The sequence below is a fragment of the Methylocystis sp. SB2 genome (assembly GCF_049817085.1).
Lineage (GTDB): Bacteria > Pseudomonadota > Alphaproteobacteria > Rhizobiales > Beijerinckiaceae > Methylocystis > Methylocystis rosea.
On sequence record NZ_CP187401.1, the window covers coordinates 1,641,396 to 1,659,009 of the forward strand.

The window sequence follows — 17,614 nt, forward strand, 5'->3', positions numbered from 1 at the left end:
TCGTCGACGCAGGCCAAAAGCTGTACCGCGAGGCAAGATAAATGAACGTAAGAGCGCTCTTGGCGGCCGCGACAGCCTCTTTTCTCTTTTCAACTTTGGACGCATCGTCACAAACGCGTGAGGATCAAGCCATCGGGATAGATGCCGACGACATCGCCGGCGTCGTCTCGAGCCGCGATGGCCCGGAGGCCGGCGTCTGGGTCGTTGCAGAGACGACGGACTTTGGCACGCGCTTCGCCAAGATCGTCGTCACCGACGACCAGGGCCGCTATGTCCTCCCCGACCTTCCGAAAGCCAAATATCGCCTATGGGTGCGTGGCTATGGGCTCGTCGACTCGCCGAAGATCGCGGCCGAGCCCGGACAAAGCGTCAATCTGAGCGCCATCGCCGCGCCCAATCTCGCCGCCGCCGCGCAATATTATCCGCCGATCTATTGGCTCTCGCTGCTCAAAGTTCCTGGGGCTGAAAAATTCCCCGGCACAGGCGCCTCCGGCAATGGCGTGCCGGAAAATTTCAAGACGCAGGAGCAGTGGCTCGATCTCGTCAAAACGAACGGCTGCGGCCCGTGCCATCAGCTCGGCAATGTCGCGACGCGCACACTCCCCGCGCCGCTCGGGCATTTCGATTCATCCGTTGACGCCTGGCGCCGACGCCTGCAATCGGGACAGGCGGGAACCGCCATGATAAATGGCATATCGCGACTCGACTCCGCGGAAGGCGGCCAGCTCGCGCTTTTCGCCGATTGGACCGACCGCATCGCGGCCGGCGAATTGCCGCATGAGACTCCCGCGCGCCCTTCGGGCGTCGAGCGCAATATCGTCGTAACAGTGCGCGACTTCGGCAGTCCCAAACATTATCTTCACGACATCGCGCTCACCGACAAGCGCAAGCCCACTGTCAATCCATATGGTTTGATCTACGGCGCAACGGAACTCGGCAGCGACGATGTTCCTGTGCTCGATCCCGTCAATAACACGAAATCGTTGCTGGCGGCGCAAGTGCGCGACGCTGATACGCCGAGTTCCCTACTCGCCAATCCCGTGATCGAGCCCTCGCCATATTTCGGGAAGGAGGCGCTATGGAACAGCAAGTTCAATGCGCATACGCCGACGATGGATGCAGAGGGGCGCATCTACTTTGCCGCTCAAACGCGCGCCCCCAAAAACACACCTGACTACTGTACCAAGAATTCTCCAATTCGTTCGGCGCAACTTTATCCGCTGACCGCTAAACCAGAGGGTTTCGTCGGCAATGCCCGACAGGTTTCCGTCTATGATCCTAAGACCAAAAAATGGTCCTTCATCGACACATGTTTTGGCTCGCATCATTTGAACTTCGCCGAGGATGCGAATAATACGCTCTTTCTCAATAATGTCGGCCAGGGTGAACTCGCCATCCTAGGCTGGGTAAACACTAAGAAGTTCTGGCAGACCGGCGACGCCGCGCAGGCGCAGGGCTGGACGGCGCTCATCGTCGACACCAATGGCGACCGCAAACGCTCCGAAGATTTCAACGAACCCGGCAAGTCCGCCGATCCGACGAAAGACACGCGTGTCCCATACGGACTTTACAGCGTGTCTGTGAGTCCGCTGGACGGTTCCATATGGGGCTCCAATCTCACACATCCGGGCTACGCCGTGCGCATCTCGCTCGGCGCGAATCCGCCGGAAACCGCGCTCACGGAAATCTACAAAGTGCCTTTGCCTGGCTATGGCATTCGGGGCGCCGACCTCGATCGCGACGGCGTGTTCTGGGCGGCGCTCGGCAGCGGCCATCTAGCGAGCTTCGATCGACGCAAGTGCAGGGCTCCGCTCAATGGCGCCGGCGCCGAAAGGGGCGAGAAATGTCCAGAGGGCTGGTCCTTTTACCCGCTTCCGGGTCCGGGGTTCGCTGGCGCGCCCGGCGCCGCAGAGACGCCCTATTACGCTTGGGTCGATCAGCACGACATTCTAGGGCTCGGCGCCAACACGCCCTTCGCCACTGGCAATCAGTCCGATTCGCTGCACGCGCTCGTGCAGGGACAGATCGTCGAACTGCGCGTTCCCTATCCAATGGGCTTTTACGCGAAGGGCATTGACGGACGCGTGGACGATCCCGCCGCTGGCTGGAAAGGACGCGGCCTGTGGGCGACCTCTGGCAATCGCACGCCCTATCACATCGAAGCGATCGACGCGCCCGCGCCCGGCGCGCCGGGAAAGTCGATCGAAACCTATTCGAGTCCGCTGGTGGTGAATTTTCAATTGCGCCCTTCCCCACTCGCGCATTGAGGCCGACAGATCATGAACCTGCTGACGTTCCTTCACCGCTGGATCGGGGTCGTTCTGGCGCTCTTCATGTTGTTCTGGTTTGCGTCAGGTTCGATCATCGCCTTTTTCGGTTCACCATCGATCGGCCGCGCCGATCAGCTCGCTCATGGCGCAAGCCTCACGCCGGAAGATGGCTGGCTGTCGCTTGGCGACGCATTGCGGCTTAGCGCCTCCGCACGCGCAAAAGGGGCGATGCCGATGCAAGGCCGCGATGATGATCATGCGAAGGCCCCGCCCGACGGCATTATCGTCGACGCCCGTCTCGCGCGCATCGACGGCGCGCCTTTCTGGTTGACCGAAGACGATCGTGGGCGGCGCTTCGCGATTTCCGCCCGTGACGGCGGCGTCGAGGAATTCTCGATCGAGCGCGCGCAACGCATCGCCCGCGATTGGATTCGTCAGGACGGCCGCCTCGCCATCCCGCTGAAATACATCGACACGAGCGATTCGCCCGTTGGCGTGCGCAACGCCCAGGCGCTCAAGCCATTTCATCATTTCGCTTTGGCGGACGGTTCGGGGACGAATGTGATTGTCTCGGCGCGCAGCGGGGAAGTCACGCAGGTCGCGACGCGGACGCAGCGCGCCTTTGCGTACGTCGGCGCCTGGCTGCATCTCTTCCGTTGGCTCGACTTGTTCGGAGCCGGCGAATATCGCCGCACCGCGCTGTCGTGGGTCAGCTTCTTCGCCGCGACCGGCGCGCTCACCGGACTCATCCTCGGCTGGATTCGCTGGCGCCCCGGCTTCTTTGGCAGGCCGACCTACGCCCGTGGGCGCACACAGCCCTATCGCGAATTCTGGTTCAAATATCACTTCTGGGCGGGGCTGATCGGTGGTTCCTTCGCCGCGCTCTGGGCCATCAGCGGGTATCTTTCCACCAATCCATGGCAGATCTTTTCGCCCGAAACAGCGAACCGCGAAGAGCTTACGCGCTATCTGGGATCGGATTTGCCTCAAATCGTCGCGCAATGGAAACCGGATGCATTGCTCGCAATCGACGCAAATGTCGTGGAGCTCGGTTGGGGTCGCCTCGGGAATGAGGCCGTGCTTGTCGCCTATGGGCGCGATGGAGCGCGTCAAGCGCTGACATTGGCGCAAACAAAGTCACGCTTCGACGACGACGCGCTGCTGGCCGCGGCGCAACGTATGGGCGGCGAGACCAAGATCGCGTCTCATGAGTTGTTGAGCGCTTACGACAGCTACTATTTCCCGGGACATCGCCAGGGCCTGTCCGAAAAGCCGTTGCCCGTCGTGCGTGTCGATCTCGACGACGCGGGGCGCACGTCGCTCTATATCGATCCGTTGGACGGGCGACTGCTCGCGCGCGTCCACGCGAGTCGGCGCGCCTATCGGTGGTTATATTCGGCGGTCCATCATTGGGATTTCGGCTTCTTCCACCATCGCGTCGTTTGGTATGGATGGATGGCGACATGGATCGCGCTCGGGCTCGCGCTCGCCGCGAGCGCCGTCGTTCTTGGCTGGCGGCGGTTGCGGCGAACGATTTCCGCTGGCGCGGTCGCCGGGATAATCAAAAAAGCTGCTTCGTTGCAGATCGGCGAGGCTCGATAGGGCGAGCGGCGACCCCGTCTGCGAGTGGAAAAATGGATGCGCCATTTCTTTAATGGCGTGACGCCACAACATTGACCAAGCGCAAAGCAAAACGCCCGCGCTGGTCTATCAACGCGGGCGTTTCGCCGGTCCGCCAAAAAGAAACGCTCCTCGAAGAAACGAGCGCTGTTAGGAGACTCTTTTCACTCCTATTTGTTCTCCGCCAAACTCAGCAGATCGAAGTGGCGGTTAACGCCGGCATGGATGAGGTTGCCATTGAAGCGCGTCGAGCTTGACGCGCCATAGGCGTAAAAGCCGTTCGTCTGCGCCGCGAAATTGGACCCTTGAGCGGCGCCGAGATCGTAGCGAAGATAGTCGATCTTAACGCTCCACTCGGGCGTAAACATCCATTCCGCGCCGCCGCCCGCCGTCCAGCCGATCAAGCTGTCCTGATAGACGGGATTGACGAGCGTCTGGTTCGTGCCGCCAATGCGGCGGGTAAAGATCGCGGCGTTGGAGGTCACGCCGCCATAGGCCATGCCGCCCGTGCCATAGACGGCGAGCGTCGGGGTGACGAGATAGCCCAGTCGGCCACGGATCGTTCCCAGATAATTGAGGGTCGCGGTGCGCTGCGCATAAGTGGCGAAGCTATTGCCTCCCCCCTGCGCGAGGGTCGCTTGCCACCGCGTGTCGGTGTTGCCCGAAACGCCGTGCAGATCCGCCTCGGCGCCGGCCAAGAAGCTGTTGAAGAACTTCCAATTGGCGCCAATCTGGAAACCGCCGATGAAGCCGGCGAGATGGTTTGTCTGGTCGATCGGCGTCGCGCTAACAGCCACGGCCGGACTCGCGGCGGCTGCGCCGAAGGGCCAGGGCTGCACGAACGATCGCGGGCTCGACCAAGCTCCGCCGCCGTTGAGGCCCACGTAAACGTCCGACCAGCTTGGCGGCGGCGCAGGCCGCGGCGGAGGCCCCTCAGGCGAGAAGAGAGCGAGAAAGTCCGAGCCCGGCGGCTTGGTGATCGGATTGCCGTCGCCAAAGGCATTGGCGGTGACTTCCAGATAGAAGAAGTCGGTCGGCCGCCCGGTCAGGCCATTCGTGGTCGTGGTCTGTCCGGAAAAAGATTGCGGGAAGAACGGCTGCAGCGCGACCGGCGGCGCGAAGCTCGACGTGAACGAACCTGGCCAGAAGCGCGCGTAGCTCGCGGTCAGATTAATGAACTGATTTAGTTTGTAGCGGATGCGCAGATCATATTCCGTGCCAATGAACGTGCCTCTGTTGCCAAGCGGCGCAAACAGATTGGCGCGGTCCCAGGCCGCCGCCGCGCTCGCCAGCCAATAGGCGCTGAACGCCGTGTCGATCTGGAGATTTTTGAACGGCGAAAATTCCAAGCGCGCCTTGGGCGCCTTCACATTGTTCCAGGCGATATAGTCGTTGCGCGAGAACGGCTGATTGAAGCCGTAAAAAATGTCGAAGGTCTGATTGGTGCTGTCGTAGGGGCTCTTGTTGCCTGAGCCATAGGCGTAATTGGCGCTGATCCGCGGCTTCCACGGGTGCTCTGAAAATGTGTAGCCCGCCTCGAACGCATAGGCGATGGCGTCGTGCTGCACCGTCGTCTGCACGGCGTTCTGAACATTCCTGAACTGGCGGAATTCGCCGGTTTCGCCAAACTGCTTGTTGATGTCGAAGTCGTAATCAAAGTTGTTGATCACGCCATAGACGCGCAGGCCAGGCGCATAAGTGTCGCGATGAAACTTCAGCGCGTTCGAGACGTTGAGCGGATCCCCATATTGCTTGCGGCCCAAGAAATAAGGCTGGATCGTCGCATATTCCGACCAGCGGCGGATGCTGAACACGCTGCCGTAGATCCAGTTCTGCCAGTCAGGTCGGTCGAACTGATATGGATAACGAATGACCGGCCGCATCAGGAAACTGTCGATGTCCCAGTCATTATCCTTCTTGCCGATTTTGATCCGGAAACCATCAAAATTGTTGGTCGTGTTGCGGAACTCATTCTCGGCGATCAGGCGGCGGTCAAGCAGTTCGAGGTGAAAGCGTCCGGCGCGAAGCGTTAGAGGCCGATCATTGCCGAGATCGTCCTTGCCGAAGGCGTCCTTGAAAAACAGTTCGCCATAGCCCGAAATGAGCTCCGTCTGATTGATCTCCTGGCCCTGATATTGATAGATGCTGTTGTAGGCGCGCGAGTCCTGAAACTCGACGACGAATCGAAAGGGATCGAGAATGTTCTGCACGCCCAGATACGCCCGCGTGCGCGACAGCCAAAGCGAGTTGGGAAAATACTTGCGCTGCGACGTCGGCGGATCGGTCGTCGTGCTCGTCCACGGCCGATAATCGTCCTTGCGATATTCAAAACGCACGCGCGAATCGAGGCCGACGTTCAGCCAGTCGATGCCTTCGAATTCCTTGTAGGTCTTCGCCAGATTTCGCACATAAGGCGGAATGTCGGGCTGCGGCTCCAAACGATAGCCGCGCGTTGGCACATAGTAGCTCTTCTTCTCCAGCGGCGCCGCCGGCGCCCCCGCGGTGCCGGGCTTAATTCCCTTTGACGCCTCGCCCTTGCCGCCGCCATCATTCGCGGGGGCAATATTCGAACCGCCTGCTTTCGCGGGCTTCGGAGCGACGCTGTTCTCCTGGGCTGACGCCAAACTTGCGGAGATCGCAAGTGCGCTCGCGATGGCGGGCCTCAACCACTTGTGGTGCATAAGCGTCATTCCCGAACCCTCACTTCCGCAGTCTGTTCTTCGGAATCGTCCCCCGCTTCAAGAGAATGAACGGCTCCGACCTAGCTACGGAACTCGATACTCCAGAGTTAGTCAATGCACTCTATTGATTTTGTAGAGTGTTAAATTAGATTCCGACCAACTGTTGCATTAAGGCGACATTCAGAGTGGCGACGAAAAGATGGACGGTCCTAAATTCCATCACCCGCGTCGACATAGTCGTTCTTGTCCGCCGCAAAGATGCGCGCATTCACCAGCGACAGGGGCACGCGGCCGCCGAGCGAAGCCGAGCGTTCGAGCGGCGAGTCGATTTCGAGCGTTTGATCGTAGCCGTCGATGGCGATCGTGGCGCGAACGCCGGCAGGCGTGCGTCGCAGGCTCTCGACGCGGCCTTCAAGATCGCCGTTCCCTTCAGCGGCGACGGCGATGTCGGCGGGCCGGAAGAACACCCTCGCCGGTCCGCTGCGCAAGCCATGCGTATCAATGTGCAATTCGCGTCCGCCGAACGTCACATGGCCGCCAGCGATGGTGACCGGCAAGGCGACCGCTTCGCCAACGAAGGAAATGACGAAGGGCGAAGCCGGGCGGTCGTAGAGCTCTTCAGGCGTCCCAATCTGTTCGATGCGGCCTTCGTTGAGCACGACGACGCGATCCGCAAGCTCCATCGCCTCATCCTGATCATGCGTGACGAAGACCGTCGTCAATCCCGTTTGCTTGTGAATGTCGCGCAGCCAGCGGCGCAAATCCTTGCGCACGCGCGCGTCAAGCGCGCCGAAGGGCTCGTCGAGCAGCAGCACGCGCGGTTCGATGGCGAGCGCGCGCGCCAGGGCGACGCGCTGACGCTGGCCGCCGGAGAGCTGCGCCGGATAGCGGCCGCCGAGTCCGTCGAGCTGCACGAACTGCAGAAGCTCCGCAACGCGCGCCTTGATCGCCGCCCGCGAGGGACGCGTGCGTCTGGGACGAACTCTCAGACCGTAGGCGATATTGTCGGCGACGGTCATATGTTTGAAGAGCGCATAGTTCTGAAACACCATGCCGACATGGCGGTCCTGCACGGGCAGATTGGTCGCGTTCTCGCCGTCGAAAAGGATGCGGCCGCGATCGGGAGAATTGAGGCCCGCGATCACCCGCAGCAACGTCGTCTTGCCGGAGCCTGAGGGTCCAAGCAGCGCGACGAGTTCGCCAGGCTGAATGTCGAGGCTGACGTCGCGCAAAGCCGGAAAGGCGCCGAAATCCTGCTCGACCCCCTCGATGCGAATGGAAGTTCCGCGCTTACTTCCCTCAGTGGCGGCGAGCGCGTCCGGAGAGCGCGTCAGCATGACGCCATTCGAGGAACGTCTTGAGCCCGAGTGTGACGAGCGCCAAGCCTGCAAGAAGGACCGCGAGCGCGAAAGCGGCGACATTATTGTACTCATTGTAGAGTATCTCCACCTGAAGCGGAATTGTGTTGGTCAAGCCGCGAATGTGGCCCGATACGACCGAAACGGCGCCGAATTCGCCCATGGCGCGGGCGTTACACAGCAGCACGCCGTACAGCAGGCCCCATTTAATGTTGGGCAGCGTCACGGTGAGAAAAGTCTTGAAGCCGGAGGCGCCGAGCGTGAGCGCCGCTTCCTCCTCGATCTTGCCCTGCTCCTCCATCAACGGAATGAGTTCGCGCGCAACGAAAGGAAAAGTGACGAAGATGGTCGCCAGCACGATGCCGGGCACGGCAAAGATGATCTGCACGCCGTGAGCCGCGAGCCACGGGCCGAAGAGGCCCTGGCCCCCGAACACGAGAACATAGACGAGGCCGGCGACGACCGGCGAGACGGAGAACGGAAGATCGATCAGCGTGATCAGAACGCTCTTGCCGGGAAAGGAAAATTTGGCGATCGACCAGGACGCCGCGAGCCCGAACACAAGATTCGCCGGAACGGAAATCGCCGCGACAAGAAGCGTCAAACGGATCGCGGCGCGCGCGTCTGGATCGCCGAACGCAGTCAGAAAAGGGCCGATCCCTTTGCTGAAGGCTTCGACGAAGACGATGGCCAGCGGCGCAAAAAGGAAGAGAGCGAGAAACAGCACCGCGGTCGCAATAAGCGTATAGCGCGCGAACGACGAGTCGTGCGTAACCGGCCGGAATTTGACGCCGCGACTGCGGCCGCTGGACGTGACCGCCATCTCAGACATGGCCGAATCTCCTGCGGCTCCATGCCTGGACCAGATTGATGAGCAGCAGCGCGGCGAAAGAAATCGCCAGCATGATCGTTGCGATTCCGGTCGCGCCCGGGACGTCATATTGTTCAAGCTTCACGACGATGAGCAGCGGCGCGATCTCAGAGACGTAAGCGATATTGCCGGCGATGAAGATCACCGAGCCATATTCGCCAATGGATCTGGCGAAGGCGAGCGCGAAGCCGGTGAGCAGCGCCGGCGCCAGGGGCGGCAGCATCACACGGATGACGGTTTGCAGCCTGCCCGCGCCGAGCGTGGCGGAGGCTTCCTCCAGTTCCGCTTCGAGCTCGGAAATAATCGGCTGCACCGTGCGCACGACGAACGGCAGTCCGATGAAGATCAGCGCGACCAGAATGCCCCAGCGGGTAAAGGCGATCTTGATGTCGTAGTCGGCGAGCGGCGCGCCAAACCAGCCATTGGGCGAATACAGCGCCGCAAGCGAAATGCCGGCGACCGCCGTCGGCAGCGCGAAGGGCAGATCGACGAACGCGTCGAGCAGTCGACGGCCGGGAAAATCGTATCTTGTGAGCACCCAGGCGACGATGAGGCCAAAGAACAGATCGACGACCGCGGCGGCGAAGGAGATGAAGAAGGTCGTGCGCAGCGACGCGGCGACGCGCGGCTCCGAGGCGATCGCGTAGAGCCCGGAAAATCCCAATCCCGACGACCACCAGATGAGCGTGGCGAGCGGAAAGAGGACGATCACGCCAAGATAGATCAGCGTATAGCCGAAGGTCAGGCCGAAGCCTGGAATGACGCTCGGCGCCGCGAAGCGCCGAGCGTTTTTGCCGACAAGGCTCGGGGAGGTCACCTTGTCAGCTCTTGTTTCTGGATGTCGTCGAAAATGCCGCCGTCGGCGAAATGCTTCTTTTGCGCCGCCGCCCAGCCGCCGAAACTTTTATCGACGGTGATGAATTCGATCTTGGCGAATTTCTTTACGTCGTCCTTCGCCGCATATTCGGGATGAACGGGACGATAGAAATTGCGTGCGATGATCGCCTGCGCCGCAGGCGAATAGAGAAAGTCGAGATAGGCTTCCGCGAGCTGCCTGTTGCCTTTGGCGTCGGCGTTGGCGTCAACGACGGCGACCGGCGGCTCCGCCAGAATGGACTGCGGCGGCGTCACGATCTCGAACTTGTCAGCGCCGAATTCCTTCAGCGCAAGGAAGGCTTCGTTCTCCCATGCGAGGAGCACGTCGCCGATGCCGCGCTGGGCGAAGGTGATCGTCGAGCCTCTCGCGCCTGTGTCCATGACCGGGGCGTTCTTGTAAATCGCCTTGACGAAATCCTTGGTCTTGGCTTCGTCGCCGCCGAATTTCTTCAGCCCGTAGCCCCAGGCCGCAAGATAATTCCAGCGCGCGCCGCCGGACGTCTTCGGGTTGGGCGTGATCACCGCGACGCCGGGCTTCGCCAGATCGTCCCAATCCTTGACGGCTTTCGGATTGCCCTTGCGGACAAGAAACACGATCGTCGACGTATAGGGCGACGAGTTATTCGGTCGGCGCTTTTGCCAATCGACCGGAATCTTGCCGCTCTTGCTGGCGATCGCGTCAATGTCGGCGGCGAGCGCCAGCGTCACGACATCGGCGTTCAGCCCCTCGATCACCGCGCGCGCCTGCGCGCCTGACCCGCCATGCGACGCCTGAATTTCGATGGTTTCGCCAGTCCTGGCCTTCCAGTCCGCCGCGAAGGCCGGATTGATCGCCTTGTAGAGTTCGCGCGTCGGGTCATAGGAGACGTTCAGGAACGTCTGGCCCGCCTGAGAATGCGCGCTCGCCAGCATCGTAAGCGCAACCAAGCCAACGGAAATCCCAAAGCCAAGGCTTTTTTCAAAACGCCCGCCCATTCATCACCCTCCATAGTCTATAAATTCGATAACATGAGTATCATGATAGTGCAAGGTATCCCGAAAGGAATATGGCGTTGTTATCGAAGCTATTGTCTGGGCACATAATTTTCGGGTAATGAGCCGCGGTCGTGCCCTTCCGCTTCGGGCCGACGTGCTCGGCGAGAAATCTCCTCGCCAGTTCATCGACAGTGATTGCCGCTCGCTTCCCCGACGTTCTTGTACGGGGTCACGATCGTGACGCACATCGGCCAGAACGGCCTAAGCCAGCCCCCTCGCCTGCTCCGGCGTCAAATGTCCGAATCGACCGATCGCGAGGAAGCGTTTCCGACCCGAAATGCGATATCGGACAAGCAACGTCTTTGTCCCGCATCACGGCTCCACCCGAAGCCCAAGGCCCTTTAGAGTGCTGTCCTAGACGACATAACGCACAGACTCAGGCTGCGCCATGTCGACAATCCGCTTTGTCAACTTCGCAATCCGGACGCTCATGGGGGGGCCGAATATGGACGAATGGGTCGCGCATATCGCGGCGTCAGTCGGCATCGCGCCTGCGGTCGCGAGACTCGCCGTCGGTCACATTTTTGGCTTCCTCCAGAAGCGCCATCCGAACGGCCCTGCCGACGAGCTGATCGAGAAAATTCCCGGCGCTGAAGCCGCGATCAGGGACGCGGCGGCGGCGCCGCGGCGTGGTCTGCTCGGCGGCGTGCTCGGAGGGGTCGGCGGCCTGGTGGGCGGCGCGAAGGGCGACGTCCTTGCGCTGACGGCTCGATTGACGAGCCTGGGTCTCTCTCCCGACCAGCTTCAAAGGCTCGCCAGAGAGATCTTCGGCGGCGCGGAGCAGGTTATCGGCAGAGAGAAGCTGCGAAGCATGACTGATTCGATTCCCGGCCTATCGCAATTTCTATGGCCGAAGTCGTGATTGGCGCGTCTCAGTAAAGTGCGAGGCGCGAATCGCCCGCGCCGAGGCGCGCCCGCGCAAGCCGCCGGGGGGCGCGCCAAGATAAACAGTCCTTGATCAAAGGTTGGCGCACAGGCTCGCGCGCCGTTTCGACAAATCAACACGACGCCATATCCACGTTCAGGCATTGTCGGTTTGCGCGCTCGCCGTCCTCCTGAAAATCTCTGTAGAGGCGGCCTCCCGCCCATGCCGGACGCGCGCAGGGCGAGATCGAGCGCCTGTTTAGCAAAATAACTCGCGTGTAAAACGACGCATCTTGCCCGAACAGGAGCGTTAATGAGCTTTGCTCGAGCGAAATCCACGCCGGCAACTGCGCATCTTGTGAGTCTTGCAGCTTCCGTATCTGTAAGACGGCCGTGGTCTGAATGTCTCATCGCCAATCCCAGGCGGATTTTGCTCCCGCACCATGTTCTCCAAGACCACGGTCCCGATCGGGCCCATATCTCCTTGAGCCACAAGGGAAGTCGGACTTAGGACCGCCAATGAGACAAACACCGACGAAATCAGGCTAACCCCACGACATTTCATGCTTTTTCCCCATTTTACCAGGTAGAGCGCTCAGCTTATTAGCTATCATTGTACTTTGATCGAATACAAGAAGGCGTCTTACATTCATCCAAAGTTCATAATTCGGAATCGTTCCATAATTTCTCATTTGCACTTCACCAACGACGTTAACCTCTCATCGCCGAGGTTATCCACATAGGATCGAAGGGCCATGTTTTTTCCAAGATAAACTGCAAATATCGATGGAACTTCTAGGTGTTAGCCATTCTACATTGCACTGCATGATGATGTTGCACTTTCGCCACAGTTATTACTAAAAGTGGTTATCGGGATATTTAGTGGCTGGACGGATCGACCGCTCTTCGCCAACTCTGCGCCACGATGACTGGCGTGCTGGTCGTCTGATTAGAAAAAAGTCTCTAGAAGGATCCTCCCCATGAAGAAGCTTTCGCTTGTGGCCATCGCCGCCGTGCTCGCTACCCCCGCTTTCGCTGACCCGATCGGCGCCAACGTCGGCATCAACACCTCCGTCTCGCAGGGCGTGAACGTCGGCAGCGTCACCAACCTCGGCCTTAACAACGTCGGCGTCGTCAACCAGAACGTCGCCGTCGGCGGCGGCATCGATCTGGCGACCGGCGCGTTCAGCCAGACCTCTGCTGTCTTCAACATGGACACGCACGCCTTCAGCGTCGGCAGCATCGTCGACTCCGGCAATGGCGGCGACGGCGGCGACGTCAACGTCGTGGCGATCAACGCCGCGGTGGCGGTGTCTGACACCGAAACGACTCAGGCCGGTCTTGCCGGCGGCCTCGCGATCCCGGTTGCGCTTTCGGCCAATGGCACGGCGCTGCAGGACGCGTCCGCGACCCCGATCGTTCCGATTAACGTTGGCGTCGGCACCGGCGACAGCACCACCTCGTCGGCCGCGAGACTCACCACGGTGCAGGCCAATCTCTCGTCCCAGCAGTCGTCCACGGCCGCCAGCGCCGCTCAGCACGGCGTCGGCAACGGCATCGACGCCAATGGCGGCGACGGCAAGGCCTTCATGATCACCATCGGCTCCAACAACACCCGCATCGACAACACTTCGGTGTCGAAGATCGAAGTCGACACCAACATCAATGTCGCTGACCGTGGCGGCGTCGCTGGCGGCCTGCGCGTCGACGACTCCTTCAACCCGATCGATATCCAGGACAATGCTATCGCGCTCGCCGGCGTCGCGGTCACCGCGAACCACAACGCCATCGGCAACGGCGCTCCCTGATCTTAGCGAGCCTGGCTAACATCGAGGGCGGCGTGCAGCATATGTTCAAAGGATCAATCCTATGAAGCCAATACTGCAAGCCGCCCTCGTCGTTCTCTTCAGTCTCTCCGCATTCGCGTCGCCCGCCGACGCAGCCAAGAGCCACAGGCAGAGACGATCTGTAGCGGTCGTGACTGAGGACAGTTCGCCGGCATGTCTCGGCGGCTATTTGGCGCAGACGGAAGCCCAGGATTATCTCAGAGACGACATCTGGGTCTTGGAGCCGGTTCCGGGCAGCGACAATCGCCCGTATCGCTTCGACTGTCGGCAGCCGGTTTTTTTCAGGCGTTAGCTCTTAGCGCTTTGTCTTTGAGAGCGCGCCGCCGCGCGCTTGGTCGTCATTTTTCGAGAGCTGGGAATAGACGATGTCGCGAACCTCGCTTTTAGCCGCAATCTTCCTCCTGAGCGTCATGAATTGCGCCTTTGCGCAGATGGCGACGCAAAGCGCGCCTTTCAATTTCGCATATGGGTTCACCGGCGGATCGCAGTCGTCCATCGATCTCTCGCAGTCCGGCTTCGTGAACGTCTACTACGGCGTTCAGGATTCCAATCAGGCGAATCAAGCGGTGATCAACCAGAACGGACTCAACAACTATTCGCAGATGCAGCAGATCGGCGACTCCACGGGAGTGTCTAGCGGCAGCGCGAGTGTTCGCGGCGAGGGGGGTCTCCCGCGCTATGGCGCACAGAATTACGCGGCCGTGACCCAGAACGGCGTGGAGAACAGTTCGCAGATCACGCAAATGGGCGGCACGAATGTCGCTGCAGTCGCGCAAAACTCCCATGTCGGAAATGGTTCGGCGCCTCGCGTGCTGGTGCCGACCGACGGCCCGATCTACCAGTCTTATCAAACGTCAGAAGGCTATCTCTCTCTGTTCGCCACGGACAGCATGAGTCTGGCGATCTGGACGCCGCCAGGTCTGACGGCGACGAACAGCTTTGGACGAATGCACTAACGACGAACCTTTGACTTGATGTCCAAAGGACAGGACTACGTGAAAAAGCGAACAAAAATCGTCGTATCGTTCGCCTGCGCCGCCGGAATGGCGGGCGCGTCGACTGCGCTCGCACAGCCGGCAAGCTTCGATAAGGGCGTCGACGCTTCGATTCTGGAAGCTGAGCGCGCCATCCAAGAACTCAACGCCGCCTCAAAAACACGAGTGAAAGAGAAGCGTCCCGCCAATCAGCCGGTAGCAAAAGCGGCGCCGCGGCCAGCGTTCAAAATGACGGGGCCGTGCAATCTGAACGGCAATACCCAATTTTTTCAAATTCCCTATATCGGCTTTTGCGGCGCGGTCCACGGATCCTTTACCGGTTTCCTGGGCAAGGACTTTGCGACCGAAGACATAGCGTTCACGACGCAGCGGCTTCCTGCCTATCGATACGGATGGCGCGGCCTTGGATTGAGCGCCGCCGTTCCGATGTTGTACTATTGGAAAAATCCGCTCGTCGGCAAGACGACCTCCGGCGCATATACCGGCACATACAGCATGGTGAATTTTCTGGCGTTCCGGAACACGGATTACGGAACAATCTCCGTGTTCGTCAACGCCGGATTGTTCGCTAGGACGGTAAAAAATTACGAAGGCGAAACGCGCATATCGCTGAATCAACTTTACGGAAACTACTGGAGGGGCGCCTTCGATCAGGCCTGGATTCAATTCGGCGGGCTGCGCGTCGGACTCCAGCCGTCGCTGTTCAGTTTCAGCCGTACCGGCTACACCTTCATGCCCGGCTACGCGTCCTACATGACGACGCCGGCGGTTTCGTACACCCACAGAATCGAAAATATCGACGTTCTCCCAGGTCTCCTGCCGCGCTTGGGCGCCTCGATCAGCGTATCGGCTGAAGATCCGACGCTGAGGCGTTATCCGGACGGGGTTCTGTCGAGATATCCGAGGGGCATGGGATATCCGGACTTTGTCGCGCAATTGCGCGTCGGCTCCCCCGCCTTCGTCGTTCACGCGTCGGGAGCGATGCACGAAATCAGGGATGTTTCCGCCAACGCTTACAATTCCTTCATGCCGAAATACTCCACGTGGGGCTGGGCTGCGCAGCTCGCCGGCGAATATCGTTGGAAGTGGAGCGGGCTCATCGGTCCCCTTGGCGGCGAAATGTACGGCAAGGCCATGCTATCGGCGACCGCCACTCAAGGCGCGCTTTCGTATCTCGGCATGCCGTATATGTCGATCGACTATGTGAGCAGCTCGACTGGAACGATCCAGAGGAGCTCCGGTCAGTCATTCATGGGATCCTACGAACATCTTTGGACTCCCGTGTTCAAGACCTCGATCACGGGAGCGGCGTTTCAGACCTACATGGGCTCCGCCCCGGAATTTCTCGGCTTCGGCAACGTCGCTTTCGGCTTCAATACGCAAGTCAGAGGTCAGCGCGTGGTCGGAAACGCCGAATATTGGGCTGGCGAAGGATGGGCGTTCGGTCTGGAAGGCGGCTGGACATGGAGCCAGGCCAACGGCCAATACCTCGGCGGACGCGGCCTGCCGGTGGCCGTCAACTTCCCGAACGTCCTCACCTATATGCGGAAGGCCTTTTGATGAGGCTGGAGACATGTGGCGTTTCAGCCACATCGAAGATTCTATCGCAGTTCGTCGAGGTCGAAACGATCGACCGCGGCGCGCTGCAAAGCTAGGGTGACTGTAGGCAGTATCCGAACAACGAAGGCCAACTTCCAGGGACCAGACCCATGAAAAAGCTGATCGCGACAATATCCTTCTGCACGCTCGCTGCCGGATCGGCCCTCGCCGACGGTCAAAACAATCAGAACCAGAATCAGTCGCAAGCGTACGGCAACAACTATTCGACCGTCACACAGATCGGCGTGAACAATAACGCCGCCGTCGTTCAGAACGGCTCGGTCGGCGGAAGCCTCGTCGATCTTGGTTCGGGCAACCAGAATCAGAGCAATGTGAACATCGATAAGCAAGCCTTCGCGATCGGCAGCATCATCGACTCCGCGGGCGCCACGATCAGCAAGACGGACTCTGACAACATTACCATTTCCAATAATGCGCAAGCCTCGATCGTCACGCCCATCCAATAGGCGCGGCGAAACGAAAGACGGCCGAGACCAGAAAACCCCAGACCCCGGCTGGGGTTTTCGCTTTCAAGGACTTCGCCTCAGCACGGCGGCCCGCCTTTGGCGACCACCGATCAAACGAGACCTTGCGCCCGCTGGCGCGCCGAACCCACGCGGTCTATTGGGGCTGATATTTGCCCGCTCTAAAGATTCCGCTCTGCGATTGGCCATCGGGCAAGCTCATCGTTCCCTGTCCGTCCGGCTCGCCATTCTGGAACTCGCCGCGGTAGGAGGCGCCATTCGGCAGGGTGAGAATGCCCTTGCCGTGCGGACGTCCGTCGCGGAATTCGCCCACATATTTCTTGCCGTCGGGAAATGTGTAAGCGCCCTTGCCGACGATCCGGCCGTTGACGAATTCGCCGCTGTAGCTTTCGCCGTTGGCGATCGTGTAAGTGCCTTTGCCGTGACGGATGCCGTTGCGGAACTCGCCGACGTATTGTCCGCCCGACGCGAAGGTGATCGTGCCGCGACCGGTCGCTTTTCCGTCGCGGAACTCGCCCGCATAAAAGTCGCCGTTTGGAAACTTCAGTCCCCCGACGCAGCGCTTCCAAGGCGTCGCCAAACTGACGTCGCAAGGCGGCAGGCCGTTTTTCGGCCCCTTCTGTTCGTTCTGCGTCGCGCTGCCGGCATTCGGCTTCACGGCAAGCTCGCCGTCAACGAACTTTCCGGAGAACTTCTTGCCGTCTGGCATGGTGACGGCGCCCATGCCATTGGGAACGTCCTCCTTGAACTGGCCGACGTAGATTTTTCCGTCAGCAGCCACCAACTTTCCCTGCCCGCTTTTCTTCCCGTCCTTGAAACTGCCGGTGTAGGACTCGCCGTCGGGATGCGTGATGGTTCCCTTGCCGTTTGGCGCGCCGTCGCGGAATTGACCCACGTATTTCTTGCCATCCGTGAAAATGAGCGCGCCTTTGCCGTTGGCTTTGCCGCCCTGCATCTCTCCCACATAACGGTTGCCGTCGGGCGCCGTTATAACGCCGACGCAATGTTTCGAGATGTTTTCTTCTGTGCATTTGGGAACAATTTCCGCCGATGCCGGAAGCGAGCCGACAGCCCCCGCACAAAGCGCAAACATGAATATGCCGCGGCGAAATT

The 17,614-nt window shown here is 60.3% G+C and carries 14 protein-coding genes; 8 read left to right on the top strand and 6 right to left on the bottom strand.

Annotated elements, in window-relative coordinates; genetic code table 11:
- Positions 1-41 precede the first annotated feature (41 nt).
- Both ACPS74_RS08000 and ACPS74_RS08005 read left to right on the top strand, forming a co-directional pair.
- Positions 42-2,267, top strand: coding sequence for a carboxypeptidase-like regulatory domain-containing protein (locus ACPS74_RS08000; protein WP_029648592.1), 2,226 nt, complete (start codon positions 42-44; stop codon positions 2,265-2,267).
- Between the two features lie 12 nt (positions 2,268-2,279).
- Positions 2,280-3,872 (top strand): PepSY domain-containing protein, encoded by a 1,593-nt coding sequence (locus tag ACPS74_RS08005; protein WP_029648591.1) that lies wholly within the window; start codon positions 2,280-2,282, stop codon positions 3,870-3,872.
- Between the two features lie 188 nt (positions 3,873-4,060).
- Here ACPS74_RS08005 and ACPS74_RS08010 read toward each other — a convergent pair whose 3' ends face one another.
- From ACPS74_RS08010 to ACPS74_RS08030, 5 genes are all read right to left on the bottom strand, one after another.
- Positions 4,061-6,580: an alginate export family protein gene (locus ACPS74_RS08010; RefSeq protein WP_425622397.1), complete on the bottom strand. Its 2,520-nt coding sequence runs from the start codon at positions 6,578-6,580 to the stop codon at positions 4,061-4,063.
- Between the two features lie 200 nt (positions 6,581-6,780).
- Positions 6,781-7,908: a sulfate/molybdate ABC transporter ATP-binding protein gene (locus ACPS74_RS08015; RefSeq protein WP_239753825.1), complete on the bottom strand. Its 1,128-nt coding sequence runs from the start codon at positions 7,906-7,908 to the stop codon at positions 6,781-6,783.
- Entirely contained in the window at positions 7,871-8,761 is an 891-nt protein-coding gene (gene cysW, locus ACPS74_RS08020; RefSeq protein ID WP_029649897.1) for a sulfate ABC transporter permease subunit CysW, read from the bottom strand. The genes ACPS74_RS08015 and cysW overlap by 38 nt, the downstream gene beginning before the upstream one ends.
- On the bottom strand, positions 8,754-9,617 hold the full coding sequence (cysT, locus tag ACPS74_RS08025; RefSeq protein ID WP_029649895.1) for a sulfate ABC transporter permease subunit CysT: 864 nt from the start codon (positions 9,615-9,617) through the stop codon (positions 8,754-8,756). The genes cysW and cysT overlap by 8 nt, the downstream gene beginning before the upstream one ends.
- On the bottom strand, positions 9,614-10,651 hold the full coding sequence (locus ACPS74_RS08030) for a sulfate ABC transporter substrate-binding protein (RefSeq protein WP_370646266.1): 1,038 nt from the start codon (positions 10,649-10,651) through the stop codon (positions 9,614-9,616). The genes cysT and ACPS74_RS08030 overlap by 4 nt, the downstream gene beginning before the upstream one ends.
- Positions 10,652-11,099: 448 nt before the next feature.
- Here ACPS74_RS08030 and ACPS74_RS08035 point away from each other — a divergent pair, with 448 nt between their 5' ends.
- The 6 genes from ACPS74_RS08035 (at position 11,100) to ACPS74_RS08060 (ending at position 16,483) form a co-directional block, all read left to right on the top strand.
- The gene (locus ACPS74_RS08035; protein ID WP_347372349.1) at positions 11,100-11,573 is read left to right on the top strand and encodes a DUF2267 domain-containing protein; all 474 of its coding nucleotides are present in this window, start codon (positions 11,100-11,102) and stop codon (positions 11,571-11,573) included.
- 982 nt (positions 11,574-12,555) lie between these two features.
- A complete protein-coding gene (locus ACPS74_RS08040) occupies positions 12,556-13,383 on the top strand; it encodes a hypothetical protein (protein ID WP_029650403.1) in 828 nt (275 codons plus the stop codon).
- Between the two features lie 61 nt (positions 13,384-13,444).
- Positions 13,445-13,714 carry a hypothetical protein gene (locus tag ACPS74_RS08045; protein WP_029650400.1) on the top strand — a complete coding sequence of 90 codons (270 nt, stop codon included), beginning with the start codon at positions 13,445-13,447 and terminating at the stop codon, positions 13,712-13,714.
- Positions 13,715-13,787: 73 nt separating this feature from the next.
- Positions 13,788-14,378, top strand: a complete 591-nt coding sequence (locus ACPS74_RS08050) for a hypothetical protein (RefSeq protein WP_239753814.1) — start codon at positions 13,788-13,790, stop codon at positions 14,376-14,378.
- Between the two features lie 39 nt (positions 14,379-14,417).
- The gene (locus tag ACPS74_RS08055; RefSeq protein WP_239753813.1) at positions 14,418-15,977 is read left to right on the top strand and encodes a porin; all 1,560 of its coding nucleotides are present in this window, start codon (positions 14,418-14,420) and stop codon (positions 15,975-15,977) included.
- Positions 15,978-16,126: 149 nt separating this feature from the next.
- The gene (locus ACPS74_RS08060; RefSeq protein WP_029650393.1) at positions 16,127-16,483 is read left to right on the top strand and encodes a hypothetical protein; all 357 of its coding nucleotides are present in this window, start codon (positions 16,127-16,129) and stop codon (positions 16,481-16,483) included.
- Between the two features lie 154 nt (positions 16,484-16,637).
- Here the strand turns inward: ACPS74_RS08060 and ACPS74_RS08065 are convergent, their stop codons facing one another.
- Complete coding sequence (locus ACPS74_RS08065; RefSeq protein WP_239753811.1) at positions 16,638-17,594, bottom strand: MORN repeat-containing protein; 957 nt, start codon at positions 17,592-17,594, stop codon at positions 16,638-16,640.
- Positions 17,595-17,614: the final 20 nt, after the last annotated feature.